This is a genomic window from Pseudomonas rhizophila, assembly GCF_003033885.1.
Taxonomy (GTDB): Bacteria; Pseudomonadota; Gammaproteobacteria; order Pseudomonadales; family Pseudomonadaceae; genus Aquipseudomonas; species Aquipseudomonas rhizophila.
In genome coordinates, this window is sequence record NZ_CP024081.1 from 2,765,288 (window position 1) to 2,787,952 (window position 22,665).

At 61.5% G+C, this 22,665-nt stretch carries 27 protein-coding genes; 22 read left to right on the forward strand and 5 right to left on the reverse strand.

Annotated features, from left to right (window positions below; translation table 11 throughout):
- Positions 1–46: 46 nt before the first annotated feature.
- The 7 genes from CRX69_RS13030 (at position 47) to CRX69_RS13060 (ending at position 5,570) form a co-directional block, all read left to right on the forward strand.
- On the forward strand, positions 47–1,165 hold the full coding sequence (locus CRX69_RS13030; protein WP_047226264.1) for a protein-glutamate methylesterase/protein-glutamine glutaminase: 1,119 nt from the start codon (positions 47–49) through the stop codon (positions 1,163–1,165).
- On the forward strand, positions 1,165–1,905 hold the full coding sequence (locus CRX69_RS13035) for a flagellar motor protein (protein ID WP_018606553.1): 741 nt from the start codon (positions 1,165–1,167) through the stop codon (positions 1,903–1,905). The genes CRX69_RS13030 and CRX69_RS13035 overlap by 1 nt, the downstream gene beginning before the upstream one ends.
- Before the next feature lie 15 nt (positions 1,906–1,920).
- A complete protein-coding gene (gene motD / locus CRX69_RS13040) occupies positions 1,921–2,805 on the forward strand; it encodes a flagellar motor protein MotD (RefSeq protein ID WP_047226265.1) in 885 nt (294 codons plus the stop codon).
- A 49-nt stretch (positions 2,806–2,854) separates the two neighbouring features.
- On the forward strand, positions 2,855–3,646 hold the full coding sequence (locus tag CRX69_RS13045; RefSeq protein WP_047226266.1) for a ParA family protein: 792 nt from the start codon (positions 2,855–2,857) through the stop codon (positions 3,644–3,646).
- 96 nt (positions 3,647–3,742) lie between these two features.
- A complete protein-coding gene (locus CRX69_RS13050) occupies positions 3,743–4,615 on the forward strand; it encodes a CheW domain-containing protein (RefSeq protein ID WP_047226267.1) in 873 nt (290 codons plus the stop codon).
- A gap of 72 nt (positions 4,616–4,687) precedes the next feature.
- Positions 4,688–5,173: a chemotaxis protein CheW gene (locus CRX69_RS13055; RefSeq protein ID WP_024778681.1), complete on the forward strand. Its 486-nt coding sequence runs from the start codon at positions 4,688–4,690 to the stop codon at positions 5,171–5,173.
- Position 5,174: 1 nt separating this feature from the next.
- The gene (locus CRX69_RS13060; protein ID WP_047226268.1) at positions 5,175–5,570 is read left to right on the forward strand and encodes a DUF2802 domain-containing protein; all 396 of its coding nucleotides are present in this window, start codon (positions 5,175–5,177) and stop codon (positions 5,568–5,570) included.
- 270 nt (positions 5,571–5,840) lie between these two features.
- Here CRX69_RS13060 and CRX69_RS13065 read toward each other — a convergent pair whose 3' ends face one another.
- The gene (locus CRX69_RS13065) at positions 5,841–6,170 is read right to left on the reverse strand and encodes an EscU/YscU/HrcU family type III secretion system export apparatus switch protein (protein ID WP_047226269.1); all 330 of its coding nucleotides are present in this window, start codon (positions 6,168–6,170) and stop codon (positions 5,841–5,843) included.
- Entirely contained in the window at positions 6,167–7,753 is a 1,587-nt protein-coding gene (gene fliK / locus CRX69_RS13070) for a flagellar hook-length control protein FliK (RefSeq protein WP_047226270.1), read from the reverse strand. The genes CRX69_RS13065 and fliK overlap by 4 nt, the downstream gene beginning before the upstream one ends.
- A 199-nt stretch (positions 7,754–7,952) precedes the next feature.
- Here fliK and ccmA point away from each other — a divergent pair, with 199 nt between their 5' ends.
- From ccmA to CRX69_RS13130, 12 genes are all read left to right on the forward strand, one after another.
- The gene (ccmA, locus tag CRX69_RS13075) at positions 7,953–8,588 is read left to right on the forward strand and encodes a cytochrome c biogenesis heme-transporting ATPase CcmA (protein WP_047226271.1); all 636 of its coding nucleotides are present in this window, start codon (positions 7,953–7,955) and stop codon (positions 8,586–8,588) included.
- Complete coding sequence (gene ccmB / locus CRX69_RS13080; RefSeq protein ID WP_047226272.1) at positions 8,585–9,253, forward strand: heme exporter protein CcmB; 669 nt, start codon at positions 8,585–8,587, stop codon at positions 9,251–9,253. The genes ccmA and ccmB overlap by 4 nt, the downstream gene beginning before the upstream one ends.
- A 94-nt stretch (positions 9,254–9,347) precedes the next feature.
- On the forward strand, positions 9,348–10,103 hold the full coding sequence (locus tag CRX69_RS13085) for a heme ABC transporter permease (RefSeq protein ID WP_047226273.1): 756 nt from the start codon (positions 9,348–9,350) through the stop codon (positions 10,101–10,103).
- Positions 10,100–10,276, forward strand: coding sequence for a heme exporter protein CcmD (gene ccmD / locus CRX69_RS13090; protein ID WP_007939192.1), 177 nt, complete (start codon positions 10,100–10,102; stop codon positions 10,274–10,276). The genes CRX69_RS13085 and ccmD overlap by 4 nt, the downstream gene beginning before the upstream one ends.
- Positions 10,273–10,728 (forward strand): cytochrome c maturation protein CcmE, encoded by a 456-nt coding sequence (gene ccmE / locus CRX69_RS13095; protein WP_047226274.1) that lies wholly within the window; start codon positions 10,273–10,275, stop codon positions 10,726–10,728. The genes ccmD and ccmE overlap by 4 nt, the downstream gene beginning before the upstream one ends.
- A gap of 3 nt (positions 10,729–10,731) precedes the next feature.
- A complete protein-coding gene (locus tag CRX69_RS13100; protein WP_047226275.1) occupies positions 10,732–12,717 on the forward strand; it encodes a heme lyase CcmF/NrfE family subunit in 1,986 nt (661 codons plus the stop codon).
- Positions 12,714–13,250 carry a DsbE family thiol:disulfide interchange protein gene (locus tag CRX69_RS13105; protein WP_047226276.1) on the forward strand — a complete coding sequence of 179 codons (537 nt, stop codon included), beginning with the start codon at positions 12,714–12,716 and terminating at the stop codon, positions 13,248–13,250. The genes CRX69_RS13100 and CRX69_RS13105 overlap by 4 nt, the downstream gene beginning before the upstream one ends.
- A complete protein-coding gene (locus CRX69_RS13110) occupies positions 13,247–13,720 on the forward strand; it encodes a cytochrome c-type biogenesis protein (protein ID WP_047226277.1) in 474 nt (157 codons plus the stop codon). The genes CRX69_RS13105 and CRX69_RS13110 overlap by 4 nt, the downstream gene beginning before the upstream one ends.
- Positions 13,713–14,915, forward strand: a complete 1,203-nt coding sequence (ccmI, locus tag CRX69_RS13115) for a c-type cytochrome biogenesis protein CcmI (RefSeq protein ID WP_047226278.1) — start codon at positions 13,713–13,715, stop codon at positions 14,913–14,915. The genes CRX69_RS13110 and ccmI overlap by 8 nt, the downstream gene beginning before the upstream one ends.
- A gap of 14 nt (positions 14,916–14,929) precedes the next feature.
- A complete protein-coding gene (locus CRX69_RS13120; RefSeq protein WP_047226279.1) occupies positions 14,930–15,337 on the forward strand; it encodes a lipoprotein in 408 nt (135 codons plus the stop codon).
- 167 nt (positions 15,338–15,504) lie between these two features.
- On the forward strand, positions 15,505–16,380 hold the full coding sequence (speE, locus tag CRX69_RS13125; protein ID WP_047226280.1) for a polyamine aminopropyltransferase: 876 nt from the start codon (positions 15,505–15,507) through the stop codon (positions 16,378–16,380).
- A 290-nt stretch (positions 16,381–16,670) separates the two neighbouring features.
- Positions 16,671–18,764, forward strand: a complete 2,094-nt coding sequence (locus CRX69_RS13130; RefSeq protein ID WP_076385811.1) for an LTA synthase family protein — start codon at positions 16,671–16,673, stop codon at positions 18,762–18,764.
- 58 nt (positions 18,765–18,822) lie between these two features.
- On the opposite strand, the gene CRX69_RS13135 is transcribed toward CRX69_RS13130, so the two are convergent.
- The gene (locus CRX69_RS13135; protein ID WP_018606531.1) at positions 18,823–18,975 is read right to left on the reverse strand and encodes a DUF3309 family protein; all 153 of its coding nucleotides are present in this window, start codon (positions 18,973–18,975) and stop codon (positions 18,823–18,825) included.
- A 367-nt stretch (positions 18,976–19,342) separates the two neighbouring features.
- Here CRX69_RS13135 and CRX69_RS13140 point away from each other — a divergent pair, with 367 nt between their 5' ends.
- From CRX69_RS13140 to csrA, 3 genes are all read left to right on the forward strand, one after another.
- On the forward strand, positions 19,343–20,158 hold the full coding sequence (locus tag CRX69_RS13140) for an SDR family oxidoreductase (protein ID WP_076385809.1): 816 nt from the start codon (positions 19,343–19,345) through the stop codon (positions 20,156–20,158).
- A gap of 57 nt (positions 20,159–20,215) precedes the next feature.
- Complete coding sequence (locus CRX69_RS13145; RefSeq protein ID WP_076385806.1) at positions 20,216–20,548, forward strand: YnfA family protein; 333 nt, start codon at positions 20,216–20,218, stop codon at positions 20,546–20,548.
- 151 nt (positions 20,549–20,699) lie between these two features.
- A complete protein-coding gene (gene csrA / locus CRX69_RS13150) occupies positions 20,700–20,900 on the forward strand; it encodes a carbon storage regulator CsrA (RefSeq protein ID WP_076385804.1) in 201 nt (66 codons plus the stop codon).
- Here csrA and CRX69_RS13155 read toward each other — a convergent pair.
- Positions 20,889–21,116: a YheU family protein gene (locus CRX69_RS13155; RefSeq protein ID WP_047226285.1), complete on the reverse strand. Its 228-nt coding sequence runs from the start codon at positions 21,114–21,116 to the stop codon at positions 20,889–20,891. The genes csrA and CRX69_RS13155 overlap by 12 nt on opposite strands.
- A 222-nt stretch (positions 21,117–21,338) precedes the next feature.
- Complete coding sequence (locus CRX69_RS13160) at positions 21,339–22,529, reverse strand: osmoprotectant NAGGN system M42 family peptidase (RefSeq protein WP_047226286.1); 1,191 nt, start codon at positions 22,527–22,529, stop codon at positions 21,339–21,341.
- Positions 22,530–22,665 lie beyond the last annotated feature (136 nt).

The window sequence follows — 22,665 nt, forward strand, 5'->3', positions numbered from 1 at the left end:
CTGGAGGGGCGCGGCCCGCAGCCGCGTCTCGTCTAACGGAGTGTTTATGGTAGTTAAAGTCCTGGTGGTGGACGATTCGGGGTTTTTCCGCCGCCGCGTCTCGGAAATTCTCTCGGCGGACCCGAGTATTCAGGTCGTCGGTACGGCGACCAACGGCAAAGAGGCAATCGATCAGGCGCTGGCGCTCAAGCCGGACGTGATCACCATGGACTACGAGATGCCGATGATGGATGGCATCACGGCGGTGCGGCATATCATGCAGCGCTGCCCGACCCCAGTATTGATGTTCTCCTCCCTGACCCATGAAGGCGCCCGGGTGACCCTCGATGCGCTGGACGCCGGGGCGGTGGATTTCCTGCCGAAAAATTTCGAAGACATTTCGCGCAACCCCGACAAGGTTCGGCAGTTGCTGTGTGAGAAGGTCCACAGTATTTCCCGCAGCAACCGGCGTGTCGGTGCCTATAGCATACCTGCGCCAGCGCCTGCACCAGCCCCGGCTTCATCGGGCAGCTTCAATCCGGCCCCAGCGCGCAGTGCCCCGGCCCCAGCGCCAGCTCGTTCCGCGCCCGCCAGTACGTCATCGTCGCCGGCCCCCAAGCGCAAAGCCTACAAACTGGTCGCTATTGGTACGTCCACCGGCGGCCCGGTGGCGTTGCAGCGGGTCCTGACCCAGTTGCCGGCCAACTTTCCGGCGCCGATCGTGCTGATCCAGCATATGCCCGCGGCCTTCACCAAGGCGTTCGCCGAGCGTCTGGACAAGCTGTGTCGTATCAGCGTCAAGGAGGCCGAGGATGGCGACATCCTGCGTCCGGGCCTGGCGCTGTTGGCGCCAGGCGGCAAGCAGATGATGATCGATGGTCGCGGCGCGGTGAAAATCCTGCCCGGCGATGAGCGGCTCAATTACAAACCGTGCGTGGACATCACTTTCGGCTCCGCCGCTAAATCCTACGGCGACAAAGTTCTGGCGGTGGTGCTCACCGGCATGGGCGCCGACGGTCGCGAAGGCGCGCGCCTGCTCAAGCAGGGCGGCAGCGCCATTTGGGCCCAGGATGAAGCCAGTTGCGTGATCTATGGCATGCCGATGGCGATTGTCAAAGCGGATCTGGCCGACGCGGTGTACGGGCTGGACGACATCGGTAGACACCTGGTCGAGGCGTGCCTGTAATGGATGTGCTCAGCCTGATCGGCATCATCATGGCGTTCGTCGCCATTATTGGTGGCAATTACCTGGAAGGCGGTCACCTGGGGGCCTTGGCCAACGGCCCGGCGGCGTTGATCGTGATCGGCGGCACCGTGGGCGCGGCGCTGTTGCAGTCGCCCATGAGCGCCTTCAAGCGCGCCATGCAGGTGCTCATCTGGATTCTGTTCCCGCCGCGCGTCGACCTGGCCGGGGGCATCGACCGCGTGGTGAACTGGAGCCTGACCGCCCGCAAGGAAGGTTTGCTGGGTCTGGAAGGGGTGGCCGACGCCGAGCCCGACAACTACTCGCGCAAAGGCCTGCAACTGTTGGTGGACGGCGCTGAGCCGGAAGCCATCCGCAGCATCCTGGAAGTGGATTTCTACACCCAGGAAAGCCGTGACATCGAAGCAGCCAAAGTCTTTGAAAGCATGGGTGGCTATGCGCCGACCATCGGCATCATCGGTGCGGTGATGGGCCTGATCCACGTGATGGGCAACCTGGCCGATCCGTCGCAACTGGGCAGTGGTATCGCCGTGGCTTTCGTCGCGACCATTTATGGTGTGGCCAGTGCCAACCTGGTGCTGCTGCCGATCGCCGCCAAGCTCAAGTCCATTGCTTTGCGCCAGTCGCGTTATCGCGAAATGTTGCTGGAAGGGATCCTGTCGATCGCCGAAGGTGAAAACCCGCGTTCCATTGAGTTGAAGCTTCAGGGCTTCATGGACTGATGGGAGACATGGAAAATGGCACGTCGCAGGCATCGTGAAGAACACGTCAACCATGAACGCTGGCTCGTCTCTTACGCCGACTTCATCACGCTGCTGTTCGCTTTTTTCGTGGTCATGTATTCGATCTCTTCGGTCAACGAAGGCAAGTACAAGGTTATTTCCGAGGCGCTGATCGGCGTGTTTACCGACTCCGACCGCGCCCTCAAGCCCATCCCCATTGGTGATGAGCGGCCCAAGACCACCACGCCTGCCAAACCGCTGGTCAGGGACTCCGAGCAGGTCGATGCCGGTATCGCTGGCGGCAGCGATCCGTTGAAAAGCATTGCCGATGATATCAGCGCGGCGTTTGGTGATCTGATCAGCTCCAATCAGATGACCGTGCGCGGCAACGAGTTGTGGGTTGAGATCGAACTCAATTCCAGCCTGTTGTTTGGCAGCGGCGATGCCATGCCCAGCGACATGGCGTTCAACATCATCGATAAAGTGGCCGCGATCCTCAGGCCTTTCGACAACCCGATCCACGTAGAAGGCTTCACTGACGACCAGCCGATTCGCACTGCGCAGTACCCGACCAACTGGGAACTGTCCTCGGCGCGTTCGGCGAGCATCGTGCGCATGCTCGCGATGCAGGGCGTAAACCCCGGTCGGCTGGCGTCGGTGGGCTATGGTGAATTCCAGCCGGTGGCCAACAATGCCACCGCCGAGGGGAGGGCGCGCAACCGGCGAGTGGTGTTGGTGGTGTCGCGCAACCTTGAGGTGCGCCGCAGCCTGACCGGGACCGGCACGGCCCATGCAACACCGGATGCGGCATTGAAGCGTGCTGGCACACAAACTGCACCGACCCAGCCCAAGTCGCCGGGAAGACAGAGCGCCGTCAATTCTCCGTCACCCGCTTTATAACCGAGCTATTTCTCGGTCGAGCCTTTATCGACCGGGAGGAACAATCCGAATGAGAGTCTGGGCAGTCGCCAATCAAAAAGGTGGTGTGGGTAAAACCACATCTTCCATCGCTTTAGCCGGATTGCTGGCCGAGGCGGGCAAGCGCGTGGTCATGGTCGATCTGGACCCCCACGGCTCGATGACCAGCTACTTTGGTTACGATCCCGACAGTCTGGAGCACAGCAACTACGACCTGTTCCTGCACAAGGGCGGTGTGCCCGAAGGCTTGCCGGGGCAGTTGCTGCTGTCCACCAGCGATGAGCGGATTTCCCTGTTGCCATCCAGCACCGCCCTGGCGACCCTGGAACGGCAGTCCCCGGGACAAAGCGGTCTGGGCTTGGTGATCGCCAAGAGTCTGGCGCAACTGTGGCAGGATTTCGATTACGCGATCATCGACAGCCCGCCGCTGCTTGGCGTGCTGATGGTCAACGCCTTGGCGGCCAGCCAGCAACTAGTTATCCCGGTGCAGACCGAGCATCTGGCAGTCAAGGGCCTGGAGCGCATGGTCAATACCCTGGCGATGATCAACCGCTCACGCAAGCAATCGTTGGCCTTCAACATCGTGCCGACCCTGTTTGATCGTCGCACCCAGGCGTCCCTGGGCACCCTGCGCGTGCTACGGGACATGTACCCGGATGACATCTGGCAAGGCTACATTCCGGTCGACACGCGTTTGCGTGACGCCAGCCGTGCCGGTGTGACCCCTTCGCAATTCGATGGCAAGAGCCGCGGCGTGCTGGCCTACCGGGCGCTGCTCAAGCACCTGCTGGCCCAGCAGCTCGTTTCGCAGCAGGTGGCTTAAGGTGACGAGGCTTACCAAAGGCATTGCACTCGCTTGTGAGCGCTCAAGTCCAGGCGCATACATGCCGATAACCTTTTCAAGTGGCGCACTGTTCCCATGAGCCGCCCGATAAAGACAACCTCGCGTCCGCAACTGGCCCTGCAGTCTTATCTGGATGGGCTGTTGCAGGAAGCAACCGAAGAACTGCCACCGCAACCGAGCGTGATCGAGGCGTTGCCCGAGACCGTCGAAGCCGAAGGTGGACTGGATGAATTTCAGGCGGCCGTGCTCGAAGAGCAGGCCCGTGATGCACACAAAACAGTGATTGCCGCGGCAGTCGAGGCTCCGTTCATCAAGCCTCAGGTGGCAGTGATGCAAGCGCCTGCGCCGATCCTGGCGCCGGTCTCGACCGTTGCACCGTTGCTGCAGGGCCTGGTGACGCCGGTGGTGGAAGTCCATCTGCCACCAAGCAGCCCCCCGCCGCCGGTGCCGACCGACGACCGTCCGGCCTGGGCCGCCGAGCCGTTCGAGTGTTTGTTGTTCGATGTGGCCGGGTTGACCCTGGCGGTGCCGCTGGTATGCCTGGGATCGATATATTCCCTGGCCGGGCAGGAACTGACGCCGTTGTTCGGTCAGCCGGAATGGTTCCTGGGGATCCTGCCGAGCCAGGCCGGCAACCTGAAGGTGCTGGATACCGCGCGCTGGGTGATGCCGGACCGTTATCGCGATGATTTTCGCCAGGGCCTGCAATACGTGATTTCGGTGCAAGGGTATGAATGGGGTTTGGCGGTGCATCAGGTCAGTCGCTCGCTGCGCCTGGACCCGAACGAGATCAAGTGGCGCAGCCATCGAGGCCAACGGCCATGGCTGGCCGGTACGGTGATCGAGCACATGTGCGCCTTGCTGGACGTTTCCGAGCTGGCCGAATTGATCGCCAGTGGCGGGGCAAAACACCTGGGCGGCGCCAAGCCGGTTCAGAAACCGAAATAAGACAACCCGTGGCGCACCACGTCACGGGGCAGAACACACACCGCCACAGGCGGTTTTTCGAGGGGTCAGGGTATGAATGATAAGGCGTCGTCTCTCAAGGGTTCCGAAGATCCGATTTTGCAATGGGTAACCTTCAAGCTCGATAACGAAACCTACGGCATCAACGTGATGCGCGTTCAGGAAGTGCTGCGCTATACCGAGATCGCCCCGGTTCCCGGTGCGCCAAGCTACGTGCTGGGCATCATCAACCTGCGCGGTAACGTGGTCACGGTGATCGACACTCGCCAGCGGTTTGGCTTGAACTCCACCGAGGTCAACGACAACACCCGTATCGTGATCATCGAGGCCGACAAGCAAGTGGTCGGCATCCTCGTCGACAGCGTCGCTGAAGTGGTTTACTTGCGTCAGTCGGAAATCGAAACCGCGCCTAACGTCGGTAACGAAGAGTCGGCCAAGTTCATCCAGGGCGTGTGCAACAAGAACAACGAGTTGCTGATCCTGGTCGAGCTGGAGAAGATGATGAGCGAAGAGGAATGGTCGGAACTGGAGAGTATCTGATTTGATTCTTGAGGTAGCAGTCATTGTCCTGTTCCTTTTCTGGGCAGGCACGCTGGCGATGTTTGTCGCGTACATACGCGGCCAGCGGCAGATCGCCGCTCAGCAGGCCCAGGGCGATGCGTTGCGTGATCAACGCATCCGGGACCTGGCCAAACGCGTCGACGATTACCAGAACGGCACCGTGCGCATGGGCGAAGCCCTGCACGAGCTACGCGCCGTGGTCGCTCCGTTGCCGGACAAACTGGCCCAGTTGGAGCAGCGCGACCCCTCCAGCCTGTCCTTCGCCCAGGCCGCTCGCCTGGTGGGCATGGGCGCCAGCGTCGACGAACTGACCCAAGCCTGCGGCCTGACCCAGGCCGAGGCGGAGTTGATGAGCAAGTTGCATAAGGGCGGCTGATAGTTTCAAGCGGCAAGCTGCAAGAAAGATCAAGAGATCGCAGCCTTTGGCAGCGCCTACAGGGTTCACATTCCCCTGTAGGCGTTGCTGAAGGCTGCGATTTTTTTTGGGGTGCGCTTTTGTGGCGAGGGGATTTATCCCCGCTGGATCGCGAAGCGGTCCTGAATCTGGGCGATCCGGCGAGTCAGAGAAAATGAGTCGCTTTTTTTGGGGTTGCTACGCAACCCAGCGGGGATAAATCCCCTCGCCACAGGAACAGCATCGCAGTGATCAATAATCGTCGCCGCGATCGGTCACATCCTTCTCGACACTTGGCGCGTTCGGGTCATAGCCCTGGGGGAATTTGCCTTTCAAGTTCCAGGCAAAGGCAATGATTTCGGCAATGGTGCGATACAACTCTTCCGGGATGCTGTCGCCCAGTTCCATCCGCGCCAACAGCTTCACCAATTCAGCGTTTTCATAGATCGGCACTTCGCTTTCGCGGGCGATCCGCAGGATTTCCTCGGCCAGGGCTTCGTCGCCCTTGGCGGTGAGGGTCGGGGCGTGGAGGCCGTCGTACTTGAGGGCGATGGCCTGGCGTGGTGCGGTGTCGGTTGTCATGCGGTTTCGTCCACCCAGCGTTGTTCCAGTCGCGTCTTGGGGCCTTGGGGCGGGGTGCCGAGGTGGCAATCCAGGTCGCCAACGTTCAGGCCGCAGGTCACCAGGCGTTCACGCAGCGCGGTCAGATTGTTTTCGATCAGGTTGGCGGTATACGGCCGCTCTGCCCATAGCTGGCTCGACAGGCTGCCGCTGAGCAACTGGGCCTGAATCTGCAGCGGCCCCAGTGGCTCCATGTCGAACGCCAGCTCGACCCGCCAGAGCTGCTGTTTCGGCTCGCGTTCTTCACGGCGTTCCGGTGACTCCTCCCGGGGCGGGGTTTCCTCGCGCTGGAACTTGACCTGCAGCGGCACGATGTCCTGCAGGTTGCGCATGGGGATTTCCAACTGCCAGGTGCTCATCAATCGACCGTCGTCGGTCAGGCCCGTCTGTTCCAGGCTCGACAATTGATGGCTTTGCAGGCGCGACACGGCGGCGGCGGCCAGGCGCAACAAATGTTCCAGGTCGCCTTCATCGTCCTGGCCTTTCAACAGGCGCGAAGGCAGGGGGAAACTGGTGGGTTGCGGCTTGACGCTGACCTGGCCGAGGGTGCCGAGGGCGTTACGCACGAAGCTGGGTAGCGCCTGGGCCAAGGTGTTGGCGGCGATGATGGCGGCGAGGTTGGTTGAGGCGGGCAGGGCCGGGGTCAGTTGGGCGATCAGTTTCAGCAGATCGCCCTTCATGTCTGGCGCCAGGCTCGGTACTTGCCCGGCCAGCAGTTTGCTTTCCAGGAACGCGCCGCTGGCGGCCATGGCCTGGGCCAGGCCCTTGGGTGTGCTCAGTTGCTGGATGTCGGGCAGGCCCGCCAACAGGCGTGTCACCGCAGCGCGCAACTCGGCGCCAGTGTCGTCGCTGGCCGGAAGCTTTTGCAGCGCGGTGTTTTGCAGCGCGGTGACCAGGCTGTCCAACGAGCCCTGGCGGCTCATCTGCGTGACCAGTTGCTGGCTCACCGCCAGTTGTTCCTGGCGGTTGCTCAAGGGGACAAATTTCAAGGTTTGGGCGTCTTGTACCTGAGCGCTCAATAGCGTGCCGATGCGCAGCGGTTGCGGGCTGTCGATGTCCAGGGTACTTCCGGCCTGGGCGGTGTTGAGCAGGCTCACCAGCGACCGGTACACCGCGGGTTGCCCCGGCAACTGCGGCAACGCCTGGCTGGTCAGTACCTTGCCTTGCAGCAGCGTGCCGACCGGCATCTGTGCCGTGTCGATACGGGTCAGGGTGGCGACGCTCGAGGCGATGGCCTGCTGCACGGTAATCGCCAGGTTGCTGGCGGACGGCTGAGTCACGGCCAGGCTGGTGCCTTGGGGCAATGGCTGGGTGCTGGTGGCTTGCACGGTGGTTTGGCGACCGCTCTCCAGGGTGACCTTGAGCAACAGCTGGAAGGTCTGTTCCGCCTGCTTGAGCGACAACACCTCGGCCTTGGCGGTCTGGCCCGCACCGATCAGGCCTTCGACCGGCGTCAGCAATTTGAGCAGCTCGCCCGTGACCGCCGGCATACGGGTTGTTGCCGAGGCCTGAGGCAACGGCGGGATGTTCATGTCGCCTGTCATCTGCGGTCTTACCTTGGGAAACTAATTGAGCACGCCCCCTGGGGCATGACATGTATAATGCCGCCGGTCTTTCAGGGAGTGGCGAAAACCTTGCAATTGTTTGACGCAGCTCTGTGGAACCGGCCGCCAAAGCATCTATGCTGCACCTCTTTAACGGCCGCTGCATTGCCGACTTGAACCGTATAAGGCCCGCTATCCCTTGACCAGTCCTCTCCTGCAAACCGTTGGCCTCGCCTGTGAGCGAGATTTGCGGCTGCTTTTCGAGAATCTCCAATTGAGACTCTCGCCTGGCGATATGGTGCAGATCAGCGGTCCCAACGGCAGTGGCAAGACCAGCCTGTTGCGCCTGTTGGCCGGGTTGATGCAGCCGACTGCCGGCCAAGTGCTGCTCAATGGCCAGCCGTTGCACAGCCAGCGCAGCGAACTGGCCCGCAATCTGCTCTGGATCGGCCATGCCGCTGGCATCAAGGATTTGCTGACGCCTGAAGAAAACCTCAGTTGGCTCTGCGCGCTGCATCGACCGGCCGGGCGCGAGGCGATCTGGCAGGCGCTGGCGACGGTGGGCCTGCGCGGCTTCGAAGACGTGCCGTGCCACACCCTGTCCGCCGGCCAGCAGCGCCGCGTGGCCCTGGCCCGGTTATATCTCGACAGCCCGCCGCTGTGGATTCTCGACGAGCCGTTCACCGCCCTGGACAAGCAGGGCGTGGCGCAGCTCGAGGAGCACCTGGCCGGGCACTGCGAGCGTGGCGGCATGGTGCTGTTGACCACTCACCACACATTGGCGCGGATGCCATCCGGTTATCGCAACATCGATCTTGGGAACTGGGCTGTATGAGTGTGTTTGGCCTGCTGCTTGCCCGCGAGGCGCGCCTGTTGTTCCGCCGTCCGGCCGAACTGGCCAATCCGCTGGTGTTCTTCGCGATTGTCATCGCACTGTTCCCGCTGGCGGTCGGTCCCGGGACTCAATTGTTGCAAACCTTGTCGCCGGGGCTGGTCTGGGTGGCGGCCCTTTTATCGGTCCTGCTCTCGCTGGACGGGCTTTTCCGCAGTGATTTCGAGGACGGATCCCTGGAACAGTGGGTCCTTTCGTCGCACCCCCTGGCCCTTCTGGTTTTGGCCAAGGTACTGGCACACTGGGTTTTTTCCGGCCTGGCACTGGTGCTGCTCTCGCCGCTGCTGGCAATGATGCTGGGCTTGCCCGCTGCCTGCATGCCGGTATTGTTGGTATCGCTGTTGCTGGGCACGCCGGTGTTGAGCCTACTCGGCGCAGTCGGCGCGGCATTGACGGTGGGGTTGAAGCGCGGCGGCCTGTTGCTGGCGCTGCTGATCCTGCCGCTGTATATCCCGGTGTTGATCCTCGGCAGTGGCGCCTTGCAAGCCGCGCTGCAAGGCATGCCGGCAACCGGTTATCTGCTGTGGCTTGGGAGCCTGACCGCCCTGGCGATAACCCTGACACCCTTTGCAATAGCCGCTGGCCTGAAAATCAGCGTCGGCGAATAATAATGAGGCCTGGTCAAGAACTGACCACTTCTTTTGAAGTAAAGGCAGACCTGGCGACTCGTAATGACGAGTCGCAACCGTGATGGAAACAGCAATGAACTGGACCTGGTTTCATAAGCTCGGCTCACCCAAGTGGTTCTACGGCATCAGCGGCAAACTGCTGCCCTGGTTGAGCATCGCCGCACTGCTGCTGATAGGCATCGGCGTGGTCTGGGGCCTGGCCTTCGCACCGCCGGACTACCAGCAGGGCAACAGCTTTCGCATCATCTACATTCACGTTCCCACGGCGCTGTTGGCCCAGTCCATCTACGTGATGCTGGCGGTGTGTGGCGTGGTCGGGCTGGTGTGGAAGATGAAACTGGCGGACGTGGCCCTGCAATGCGCCGCGCCGATCGGTGCCTGGATGACCGCCGTAGCGCTGGTCACCGGGGCGATCTGGGGCAAGCCGACCTGGGGCTCATGGTGGGTCTGGGATGCCCGACTGACGTCGATGCTGATCCTGCTGTTTCTGTACTTCGGTCTTATTGCGCTGGGCAACGCCATCAGCAATCGTGACAGCGCCGCCAAGGCCTGCGCGGTACTGGCGATTGTCGGCGTGATCAACATCCCGATCATCAAGTACTCGGTGGACTGGTGGAACACCCTGCACCAGGGCGCGACCTTCACCCTCACCGAAAAACCGGCGATGCCTGTGCAAATGTGGCTGCCGCTGTTGCTCACCGTGCTGGGTTTCTACTGTTTCTTCGGCGCGGTGCTGCTGCTGCGCATGCGCCTGGAAGTGCTCAAGCGCGAGTCCCGGGCCAGTTGGGTGAAGGCCGAAGTACAGAACAGCCTGGAGGCCGCTCGATGAGTTTTGCATCATTCGGCGATTTTCTCGCCATGGGCCATCACGGCCTGTATGTCTGGTCCGCCTATGGCATCTGCCTGGCGGTGCTGGCCCTCAACGTGGCGGCGCCGATCCTGGCCCGCAAGCGGTATCTGCAACAAGAGGCGCGTCGTCTGCGCCGGGAGAATGGTCAGTGAATCCGCTGCGCAAAAAACGTCTTGTCATCATTCTTGCCATCCTGGTGGGGGTCGGCGCCGCAGTCGGCTTGGCCCTGAGCGCCTTGCAACAGAACATCAACCTGTTCTACACCCCGACCCAGATTGCCAACGGCGAAGCGCCCAAGGACACGCGCATTCGTGCCGGCGGCATGGTGGAGGAGGGGTCTCTGGTGCGTTCCGGGGACTCGCTGGACGTGAAATTCAACGTCACCGATTTCAACAAGACCGTGACCATCACCTATCGTGGCATCCTGCCGGACCTGTTTCGCGAAGGGCAGGGCATCGTCGCCCTGGGTAAGCTCAATGCCGAAGGCGTGGTGGTGGCCGATGAAGTCCTGGCCAAGCACGACGAAAAATACATGCCGCCGGAAGTGACCAAGGCTTTGAAAGACAGCGGCCAGTCGGCGCCCGCTCCCGTGAAGGAGGGTTGATCGATGACCGGTCTGTTTATTCCTGAGCTGGGTCACCTGGCGATGATCCTGGCGTTGTGTTTCTCCATCGTTCAGGCGGTGGTGCCTTTACTCGGTGCCTGGCGCGGTGATCGTTTGTGGATGAGCCTGGCCCAGCCGGCGGCTTGGGGGCAGTTCGCCTTCATGTTGTTCGCCTTTGGTTGCCTGACCTACGCGTTCATGGCTGATGATTTCTCCGTGGCCTACGTTGCCGGTAACTCCAACAGCGCCTTGCCTTGGTACTACAAGTTCAGCGCGGTGTGGGGCGCCCATGAAGGGTCTCTGTTGCTCTGGGCGTTGATCCTCGCCGGCTGGACCTTCGCGGTCTCGGTGTTCTCCCGGCAGTTGCCCCAGGTAATGCTGGCCCGGGTGCTGGCGGTGATGGGGATGATCAGCATCGGTTTCCTGTTGTTCCTGATCGTTACCTCCAATCCGTTCGAGCGCATCCTGCCCCAGGTGCCGATGGACGGTCGCGACCTCAACCCATTGCTGCAGGACATCGGCCTGATCGTTCACCCACCGATGCTCTACATGGGCTACGTTGGATTCTCCGTGGCCTTCGCCTTCGCCATCGCCGCGTTGCTGGGCGGTCGTCTCGATGCCGCCTGGGCGCGCTGGTCGCGTCCCTGGACCATCGTCGCCTGGGCCTTCCTGGGCATTGGCATCACCCTGGGTTCGTGGTGGGCCTACTACGAACTGGGCTGGGGTGGCTGGTGGTTCTGGGACCCGGTGGAAAACGCCTCCTTCATGCCCTGGCTGGTGGGCACCGCGCTGATCCACTCCTTGGCCGTCACGGAAAAACGCGGCGTGTTCAAGAGCTGGACGGTGCTGCTGGCCATCGCCGCATTCTCCCTGAGCCTGCTGGGAACCTTCCTGGTGCGTTCCGGCGTACTGACTTCGGTGCATGCCTTTGCCTCTGACCCTGAGCGTGGCGTGTTCATCCTGATGTTCCTGCTGTTCGTGGTCGGCGGCTCGCTGACGCTGTTCGCTGTGCGCGCGCCGGTGGTGAAAAGCCAGGTCGGCTTCAACCTCTGGTCCCGGGAAACCCTGCTGCTGGGCAACAACCTGGTACTGGTGGTTGCCGCGTCGATGATCCTGCTGGGCACGTTGTACCCGTTGGTGCTCGACGCGCTGACCGGCGCCAAGCTGTCGGTCGGCCCGCCGTACTTCAATGCCTTGTTCATTCCGCTGATGGCGATCCTGATGGTGGTGATGGCTGTCGGCATGCTAGTGCGCTGGAAAGACACACCGGTCAAATGGCTGATGGGCATGCTGACGCCCGTGCTGCTGGGCACTGCTGCCCTGGCCGTCATCGCCGGGATCGCGTATGGCGATTTCAACTGGGCGGTGCTGGCGACCTTCGTGCTGGCGGCCTGGGTATTGCTGGCCGGGGTCAGGGATATCTTCGACAAGACCCGCCACAAGGGCTTGATCAAGGGCCTGCCAACCCTGACCCGCAGCTACTGGGGCATGCAGCTCGCCCACCTGGGTATCGCGGTCTGCGCCTTGGGCGTGGTGCTGTCCAGCCAGAACAGCGCCGAGCGCGACCTGCGCCTGGCGCCCGGAGAGTCCATGGATCTGGGTGGCTATCAGTTTGTCTTCGAGGGTGCCAAACATTACGAAGGCCCGAACTTCACTTCCGACAAAGGCACCGTGCGGGTGCTCCGCGACGGCCAGGAAGTGACCGTGCTGCATCCGGAAAAGCGCCTCTACACCGTGCAGAATTCGGTGATGACCGAAGCTGGGATCGATGCCGGTTTCACCCGCGACCTCTACGTAGCGCTGGGTGAGTCCCTGGGCGATGGCGCGTGGGCGGTGCGGGTCCACGTCAAGCCGTTCGTGCGCTGGATCTGGTTCGGCGGCTTGCTGACCGGCCTGGGTGGCGTGCTGGCGGCCTTGGATCGTCGTTATCGGGTCAAGGTAAAAACCCGGGTGCGTGAAACCCTGGGCATGACGGGAGCCCCTGCATGAAACGTTGGTTGATGCTGTTGCCGCTGGCGCTGTTTTTGTTGATGGCGGTGTTTTTGTACCGGGGGCTCTACCTGAACCCGGCCGAATTGCCCTCGGCGATGATCGGCAAGCCGTTCCCTGAGTTTTCCCTGCCGTCGGTGCAGGGCGACAAGACACTGACGCGGGCGGACCTGCTGGGTAAACCGGCACTGGTCAATGTCTGGGGCACCTGGTGCATTTCCTGCCGGGTTGAACATCCGGTATTGAACAAACTGGCCCAGAACGGCGTGGTGATCTACGGCGTCAATTACAAGGACGTCAACGCCGATGCTTTGAAGTGGCTGGCCGAATTCCATAACCCGTATCAACTGGATATCCGCGATGAAGAGGGCTCCCTGGGCCTGAACCTGGGCGTCTACGGGGCGCCGGAAACTTTTTTCATCGACGCCAAGGGTGTCATCCGCGACAAGTTCGTCGGCGTGATCGACGAACAGGTCTGGCGCGAGAAGCTGGCCGCCAAGTATCAGGCGCTGGTCGACGAGGCCAAGCCATGAAGCGCTGGTTAGCAGCCCTCATCCTCGGGGTGAGCCTGGCTGGCGTGGCCCACGCCGCCATCGATACCTATGAATTCGCCAACGAGGGCGAGCGCGAGCGGTTTCGTGAATTGACCAAGGAGCTGCGCTGCCCCAAGTGTCAGAACCAGGACATCGCCGATTCCAACGCACCGATTGCCGCCGACCTGCGCAAGGAAATTTTCCGCATGCTCGGCGAAGGCAAGGACAACCAGCAGATCATCGATTTCATGGTGGACCGCTATGGGGAGTTCGTGCGCTACAACCCGGCCTTGACCTCCAAGACCGCGCTGCTCTGGTTTGGCCCCGCCGGGCTGTTGTTCGGTGGTTTCGTTGTCATCGCGGTGATTGTGCGCCGCCGCCGGGTCCAGCGCACGGCTGCCCCGGACACGCTTTCTGTCGAAGAGCGCCAGCGCCTCGACCAACTGTTGGATAAAACCAAGCATGATTGATTTCTGGCTCGCCGCAGGTCTGCTTCTCCTGGTTGCCCTGAGTTTTCTGTTGATCCCTGTATTGCGCGGTCGCCGCGCCCAGCGCGAAGAGGACCGCACCGCGCTCAACGTGGCGCTGTACCAGGAGCGCGTCGCCGAGTTGCAGGCCGAGCAGGAAGAGGGCGTGCTGAACGCCGCGCAACTGGACACCGGCCGCGCCGAAGCCGCGCGTGAACTGCTCGCCGACACCGAAGGCGCCGATGCGCCGCGCGAGTCTCGCTTGGGGAAACCGTTGCCGTTACTCGCCGCCGTGCTGGTGCCGGTGTTGGGCCTGGGGCTGTATCTGCATTTCGGCGCCAGCGACAAGGTCGAGCTGACCCGTGAGTTCGCCCAGGCACCGCAGTCGATGGAAGAAATGACCCTGCGCCTGGAGCGCGCGGTGGCCGCGCAACCGGATAACGCCGAGGGCTTGTATTTCCTCGGTCGCACCTACATGGCCCAGGACCGACCGGCGGATGCGGCGAAGATCTTCGAGCGCACCGTGGTGGTGGCCGGCCGGCAACCCGAGCTGCTTGGGCAGTGGGCTCAGGCGCAGTATTTCGCCGATGGCAAGAAATGGTCGGACAAGGTCCAGGCCCTGACCGACGAAGCGCTCAAGCTCGATCCCAAGGAAGTCACCAGCCTGGGCCTACTGGGAATCGCCGCGTTCGAAGGCGAGCGCTATCAGCAAGCCATTGATTATTGGGGCCGCCTGCTCGCGCAACTGCCGGAAGGCGACAAGTCCCGTGAGGCGCTGCAGGGCGGTATCAACCGCGCCACCGAGAAGCTTGAGGCCAGCGGCGGCAAGGTCGCCCAAGCGCCAGTGAGCAAGGCTGCGGCATTGCTCAAGGTGCGCGTCGAGCTGGCGCCAGCGCTCAAGGCCAAGGTGCAGCCGGGCGACAGCGTGTTCATCTTTGCCCGCGCCGCTTCCGGCCCGCCGGCGCCGCTGGCGGCCAAGCGCCTGACCGTCGCTGATCTGCCTGTTACCGTGGAACTGGGCGACGCGGACGCCATGATGCCGCAACTGAAACTGTCGAACTTCCCTGAAGTCCAACTGGTGGCGCGCATTTCCCGGGCCGGTCAACCGACCGCCGGTGAATGGATCGGCCGCAGCAAGCCTCTGGCGAGCAGCACCACGGCGCAGCAACAACTGACTATCGACAGCCCGGATAAATAACAGGAATTCGCACCATGACCGCCATCGCTCGTATCACCCTGCTCACGCTCGTCCTGGGCCTGAGTGCTTGTGCGGTCCAGCGTCCGCCGCAGCCGTCGGCGCCGCTGCCTCCCATCCCGTCTTCAGGCCCGGCCACCAAGCCGGGGCCGTCGACCGCCCCAAGCAAGCCCGTCACGCCGAACACACCGGCCAAGCCGTTGCCTCGTACTTCCGCCAGCTTCGCCCCACCACCCGGCGGCAATAGCCACTGGGACGCCAAACTTGGGGTCTATGTGCTGGACAACCACACCAACACCTTCTATCGCCAGCGCACCTATTACCGCTGGAGCAACGGCTGGAGCCGCTCCATCAGCCCGAACGGGCCGTGGGAAGAAACCACCATCGAAGGCGTTCCGGCGGGGTTGGGGCGTCAATTCCACTAAGAGAGACCAGCCTGTGGCGAACCGGCTCGCCCCGGCTGGGCTCGACAGCTGCTACGCAGTTTGGCCGGTGATGAGTTCAAGGTTCGACCTGTCATGCCCGGCGTCGTAGAATGCGCGCCTTTGCGAGCCTTCACCGGCCAACCGCGTATTTATCGGAGCACCTGACCATGACGACTACCCCGACCGGCGACTATCTGGAAACCCTCTACGAAGGCTACGGCCAGCGTTTTCGGATGGACAAGCTGCTGCACGAAGTGCGCACCGAGCACCAGCACCTGGTGATTTTCGAGAACCCGCGCATGGGCCGGGTGATGGCGCTGGATGGCGTGATCCAGACCACCGAAGCCGATGAATTCATCTACCACGAAATGCTGACCCATGTACCGATCCTCGCCCACGGCGCGGCCAAACGCGTGCTGATCATCGGCGGTGGCGACGGCGGCATGTTGCGTGAAGTGACCAAGCACCTGGGCGTTGAGCACATCACCATGGTGGAAATCGACGGCACCGTGGTGGACATGTGCAAGGCGTTCCTGCCCAACCACTCCAAGGGCGCCTACGACGACCCGCGCCTGAACCTGGTGATCGATGACGGCATGCGTTTCGTCTCCACCACCCAGGAGAAGTTCGACGTCATCATCTCCGACTCCACCGACCCGATCGGCCCGGGTGAAGTGCTGTTTTCGGAAAACTTCTACCAGGCCTGTCATCGCTGCCTGAACGAAGGCGGCATTCTGGTGACCCAGAACGGCACACCGTTCATGCAACTGGGCGAAGTACAAACCACTGCCGGGCGTCTGCGTGGCCTGTTTGCCGACTGGCATTTCTACCAGGCCGCCGTGCCGACCTACATTGGTGGCGCCATGACTTTCGCCTGGGGCTCGACGGATACTGCCTATCGCAAGCTGACCCGCGAGACCCTGCGTGAGCGCTTCATTGGCAGCGGCATTGTTACCCGCTACTACAACCCTGAAGTTCACATCGGCGCGTTCGCCATGCCGCAGTACGTCTTGCGGGCGATCAACAAGCCAAGCAACGACTGATCAGGACTCACAAGCTGTGGCGGGGGTTATATCCCCTGACCACAGAGAGGTTCGACACAGACTCATCGGGCAATCCGGAGTTTTTTGTGTTTGCGAATAGTCATTGAACAAAATTTTCACAGGACCTTGCGGACAATCCCGGCGCCTGTTGCCGTCGGTGAATGAATGGCGATGCTCAGCCATTCATTCAACGCTCGCGCACTCGCGCAGACCCAGGGACCCGGGTGATGGTCGGCATAGGACGCGCCGTTGTTCTATTCGCCCTCAACCCCATTAGGTCCTTACACGACATGGCAATCCCGGACGCCCTGAGTCAGCAACGCACCACGCATCGCCTGCTGCAACCGACCGTCAAATCTCACCTGGCCTACACGTTGCTCTGTGCCTTGGTGATGATGATCATGTTCAGCCTGTTGCGCGTTGCGCTACTGGTCTACAACCGCGAAATGATCCTCGACACCCCGGCCTCGACCTTCGTCGAGGCGTTCGTCAACGGTCTGCGTTTTGACCTGCGTCTGGTGGTCTATCTGTGTATTCCGCTGCTGCTGGCCTTGTTCAGCGCGCGGGCCATGGCGGCTCGTGGTTTTTTTCGTTTCTGGCTGACCGTGACCGCCAGCATCGCGCTGTTCCTCGGTCTGATGGAGATGGACTTCTACCGCGAGTTTCACCAGCGTCTCAACGGCCTGGTCTTCCAGTATGTGCAGGAAGACCCGAAAACCGTGATGAGCATGCTCTGGTATGGGTTCCCGGTGGTGCGCTACCTGTTGGCGTGGGTCGTGGGCACGCTGATCCTCACGATGGCGTTCAAGGGCGCCGACCGCGCGACTCGACCGCGCGGGCCGTTCAGTGGCGGCACCATTGGCACACGCCAGGTGGCTCCGTGGTACGGGCGTGTCGCGGTGTTCATGGTCTGCTTGGTCGTGGCCGTGGGCGCCGCCCGGGGTACCTTGCGCCAGGGGCCGCCGCTGCGCTGGGGTGACGTCTACACCACCGATTCGAACTTTGCCAACCAGTTGGGCCTTAATGGCACGTTGTCACTGGTGGCCGCGGCCAAGAGCCGGATGTCCGAACACCGCGACAACATCTGGAAAGCCACCCTCGAGCAACCGCTGGCCCAGCAGACGGTGCGGGACATGCTGGTGATGCCCGACGACAAACTGGTCGATGCAGACACCGCCGCCGTACGTCGCGACTACACGCCACCGGCCGACAAGACTTTGCCGATCAAGAACGTGGTAGTGATTCTCATGGAAAGCATGGCGGGGCACTCGGTAGGTGCCTTGGGCGCGCCGGGCAATATCACGCCTTATCTGGACAAACTGTCCAAGGAAGGTCTGCTGTTTGACCGCTTCTTCTCCAATGGTACTCACACCCATCAGGGCATGTTCGCCACCATGGCCTGCTTCCCGAACCTGCCGGGCTTCGAGTATCTGATGCAGACACCTGAAGGCAGCCACAAGTTTTCGGGGCTGCCGCAACTGCTCAGTGCCCGCAACTACGACGACGTGTATGTCTACAACGGTGATTTCGCCTGGGACAACCAGTCGGGTTTCTTCAGCGGCCAAGGTATGACCACGTTCATCGGGCGCAATGATTATGTGAACCCGGTGTTCTCCGACCCCACCTGGGGCGTGTCCGACCAGGATATGTTCGACCGCAGCCTGATCGAACTCAAGGCACGGGAAAACGGCAAGCCGTTCTATGCGTTGCTGCAGACCCTGTCCAACCACACGCCGTATGCGCTGCCGACACCGTTGCCGGTGGAACCGGTCACTGACCGTGGCAGCCTGAATGCGCACCTGACTGCCATGCGCTATTCCGATTGGGCCCTGGGTCAGTTCTTCGAAAAGGCCCGCAAGGAGCCTTATTTCAAGGAGACGCTGTTTGTCATCGTCGGAGACCACGGCTTTGGTAACGAGCGCCAGATTACCGAAATGGACTTGGGCCGTTTCAACGTACCGATGCTGTTGATCGGCCCGGGTATCCAGGAAAAGTTCGGCCAGCGCAACCACACCGTGGGCACGCAGGTCGATATCGTCCCGACCATCATGGGCCGGATCGGCGGGCAAGTGCGTAACCAGTGCTGGGGCCGCGATCTGTTGAACCTGCCGCCAGGCGACAGCGGATTTGGCGTGATCAAACCGTCGGGCAGTGATCAGACCACGGCGATAATCCGCGACGACAAGATTCTGGTACTGCCAAGGGAAAAGGAAATGGCGCCGAAGCTGTACCGCTACCAACTGGGTGCCCAGCCACGCGCGGATGTCATCTCCGACGCGCCGCAGGCTCTCGAAATGAAACTCAAGCTGGAGGCGTTTCTGCAAACCGCCACCAAGAGCCTGCTGGATAACACCGCCGGCGTGACACAAGGTGTTCCGGACTGAGAAGTTCCGCCCATAAAAAAGAGGCCTTAACGGGCCTCTTTTTTTGTCACTTAGTGGTTCATATCTTGCCCAGTAATAGCAGGATCAACAGCACTACCAGTACGACACCGATGATTCCGGACGGACCGTAACCCCAACTTCTAGAGTGCGGGAAGACCGGCAGGCCACCGATCAGCAGGAGGATCAGGATAATGATGAGTATTGTGCCCATTGTTGATTTCCTTATTGGTCAGTTCTGGAGTGATGCAACTTTCAACTACCAGCACGCATGCGTTAAATCCGGGCGGCTTAATAAGTACGACCGTAACGTCCTGTAAAAAATTCAAAGTCTTTTTGAGGCGTGAAAGAACCCGTCTTCGGGAGCAAAGCGGGCTCGCGCTGCAAACGACACCATCTTCCAGAACTGCGTCGCGCCGATCGTGAGCAAGCTTTGCTCCCGCAGGCGGTTCCACTGGGTTGTTCCCCTCAAAACCTATTAAGGTTTGCCCTCGCCATTCAGCACTCTGATGGAGCGTGGGTGCGGCGGGGTCCTTCGCTACACTCGGCGCATCTCTCCCGGAACAACAAGGCTGTTTCCTATGCAAAATCGCATGATGATTACCGGTGCCGGTTCTGGCCTGGGTCGCGAAATCGCGCTGCGCTGGGCCCGCGAAGGCTGGCGCCTGGCCTTGTCGGATGTCAGTGAGCCGGGCCTTCAGGAAACCCTCAGGTTGGTGCGTGACGCAGGCGGCGACGGTTTTGTCCAGCGCTGCGACGTGCGCGACTACAGCCAACTGACGGCGTTTGCCCAGGCCTGCGAAGAGAAGCTCGGTGGCATCGACATCATCGTCAACAATGCCGGTGTGGCCTCGGGTGGGTTCTTCAGTGAACTGTCCCTGGAGGATTGGGACTGGCAGATCGCGATCAACCTGATGGGCGTGGTCAAGGGTTGCAAGGCGTTCTTGCCGTTGCTGGAAAAAAGCCGCGGCAAGATCATCAACATCGCCTCCATGGCCGCCCTGATGCAGGGCCCGGCCATGAGCAACTACAACGTGGCCAAGGCTGGTGTGGTGGCGCTGTCGGAAAGCCTGTTGATCGAGCTGGCACAGCAGGAAATCGGTGTGCATGTGGTGTGCCCGTCGTTTTTCCAGACCAACCTGCTGGACTCCTTCCGCGGCCCGACTCCGGCGATGAAAGCCCAGGTTGGCAAGTTGCTGGAAAGCTCGCCGATCAGCGCTGCCGAGATTGCCGATTACATCTATGAACAGGTCGCCCAGGGCCAGTTCATGATCCTGCCCCACGAGCAAGGGCGCATGGCCTGGGCCATCAAGCAGAAGAATCCGCAATTGCTGTACGACGAAATGACCGTCATGGCCGACAAGATGCGCGCCAAGGCTCGACAGAACCCGAGTTGACCTGAGTGTCCGGCGTCCTCAGGATGGCCGCATTCGGCCCTCCTGATGGACGCTCACATGCTCAACTATTTTTGGTTCTTTCTCGCCGCGCTGTTTGAAATCGCCGGCTGTTACGCGTTCTGGATGTGGCTACGCCAGGGCAAGAGCGCCTGGTGGATTGTGCCGGCCCTGTTGAGTCTTACGCTGTTCGCCCTGTTGCTGACCCGCATCGAAGCGACCTACGCCGGTCGTGCCTACGCCGCTTATGGCGGTATCTATATCATCGCCTCGATCGGCTGGCTGGCCGTGGTGGAGCGAGCGCGGCCGCTGACTTCCGACTGGGTGGGGGTGGCGCTCTGCGTGTTGGGGGCGAGTGTGATTCTGTTCGGTCCGCGGGTTTCCGCCTCTTGAATAAGTCCGCTATCCGACAGGGTTTTGCAGGACGTTTCCTTCAGTTGCCAGAGTGTTGCTTGTAGGGCGTTACTGAATTCTTGAGGGTCTCTTGAGAACCTCAGGCGGGGCGGGCATGGTCAAGGTCCAGATATTCTTAAGGACAAGAACCATGCTCGTACTTAGCCGCGCTGTGGGTGAACTGATTTCCATCGGTGATGATATTTCCGTCCGAGTGCTCTCGGTCAACGGCACCACTGTTCGTTTTGGCGTGGAAGCGCCACGGCACATCGACGTTCATCGCTCCGAGATATACGAAAAGATTCAGAAAAAAAGGGCCCTGGCCAATCGCAAGGTCTGCTCAGTCGAATAGATGCTTGGGCACGTCGTGCTTGAGCATCAACTGGCACTGTTCGCTTTCCGGGTCGAAGACGATCATCGCCTGGCCTTTGGTCAAGGCCTGCCGGACCCGCAATACGCGGGTCTCCAGCGGCGTGTCATCGCCATTGTCGGTGCCGTCGCGGGTCACGAAATCTTCGATCAGGCGAGTGAGCGTGTCGACTTCGAGTTGGTCGTAAGGGATCAGCATGGGGTACCTCGGCTAGACAATGTCGCGATGCTACGACCAAAGGGCTTTTGCGGCTAGCCTGGCTTGGGGCTTGCGGTGTCTGTTGCGGCGCTATCGCGAGCAGGCTCGCTCCCACAGTGTGCCTGCGTCGGGCACGAACTTTATGCTCAACGAAGGTCTCCTTGTGGGAGCGAGCCTGCTCGCGATGGCGTCATGACGGGCACTGAGATTCTGGAACTGTGCTCAGTTATCCGACCGCTGCCCAATCAAACTATCCACCGACGGCACCCGGGTATCGCTTTCCATCTGCGCATCGTGTTCGAGTTGATGGCTGAAGCGGTCCAGCGAACCCTGGGCCGGTTGGGCGTCGCTGGCGAATACCGGTGGGCTGAGGATGTAGGCGCCCAGCAGACGGCTCAGGGCGGCCAGGCTGTCGATGTGGGTGCGTTCGTAGCCATGGGTGGCGTCGCAGCCGAAGGCCAGCAGGGCGGTGCGGATATCGTGGCCGGCGGTGACGGCGGAATGGGCATCGCTGAAGTAATAACGGAACAGGTCGCGGCGCGCCGGCAGTTCGTTTTCCCTGGCCAGCTTCAGCAAGTGCCGTGACAGGTGATAGTCGTAAGGGCCCCCGGAATCCTGCATCGCCACGCTCACTGCGTGTTCGCTCGAGTGCTGGCCCGGTGCGACCGGCGCGATGTCGATGCCGACGAACTCGCTGACATCCCAAGGCAGCGCAGCCGCCGCGCCGCTGCCGGTTTCTTCGGTAATCGTGAACAGCGGGTGGCAGTCGATCAGCAGTTCTTCGCCACTGTCGACAATCGCCTTGAGCGCCGCCAGCAGCGCCGCGACCCCGGCTTTATCGTCCAGGTGCCGAGCACTGATATGGCCACTCTCGGTGAACTCCGGCAAAGGATCGAACGCCACATAGTCGCCAATGCCCACCCCCAGTGTTTCGCAATCGGCGCGGGTGGTGCAGTAGGCGTCCAGGCGCAGTTCGATGTGATCCCAACTGATGGGCATTTCGTCCACGGCGGTGTTGAATGCATGCCCGGACGCCATCAGCGGCAGTACGCTGCCTCGGATCACCCCCGTGTCCGTAAACAGGCTGACGCGACTGCCCTCGGCAAAGCGGCTGGACCAGCAACCCACCGGAGCCAGGGTCAGGCGCCCGTTGTCCTTGATGGCGCGCACCGAGGCGCCGATGGTGTCCAGGTGAGCCGACACGGCCCGATCGGGGCTGCTCTTGCGGCCCTTGAGGGTGGCGCGGATCGTGCCGCGCCGGGTCATTTCAAACTCGATACCCAACTCTTCGAGCCGCTCGGCGACGTAGCGCACGATGGTGTCGGTGAAGCCGGTGGGGCTGGGAATGGCGAGCATTTCCAGCAGGACTTTTTGCAGGTACTCGAGATCCGGTTCGGGAATTTTGCTGATCATGGAAACTCCTGATGAGTTGAGCGCATCGATGGTTTCGATGAGGAAGGGAATGTGTCTGACCTATGAAAGGTTGGTGTCCTTCAAGCCGCCATCGCGAACAGGTTCGCTCCCACAAGGTTTCTGCGGCGGTGCATAC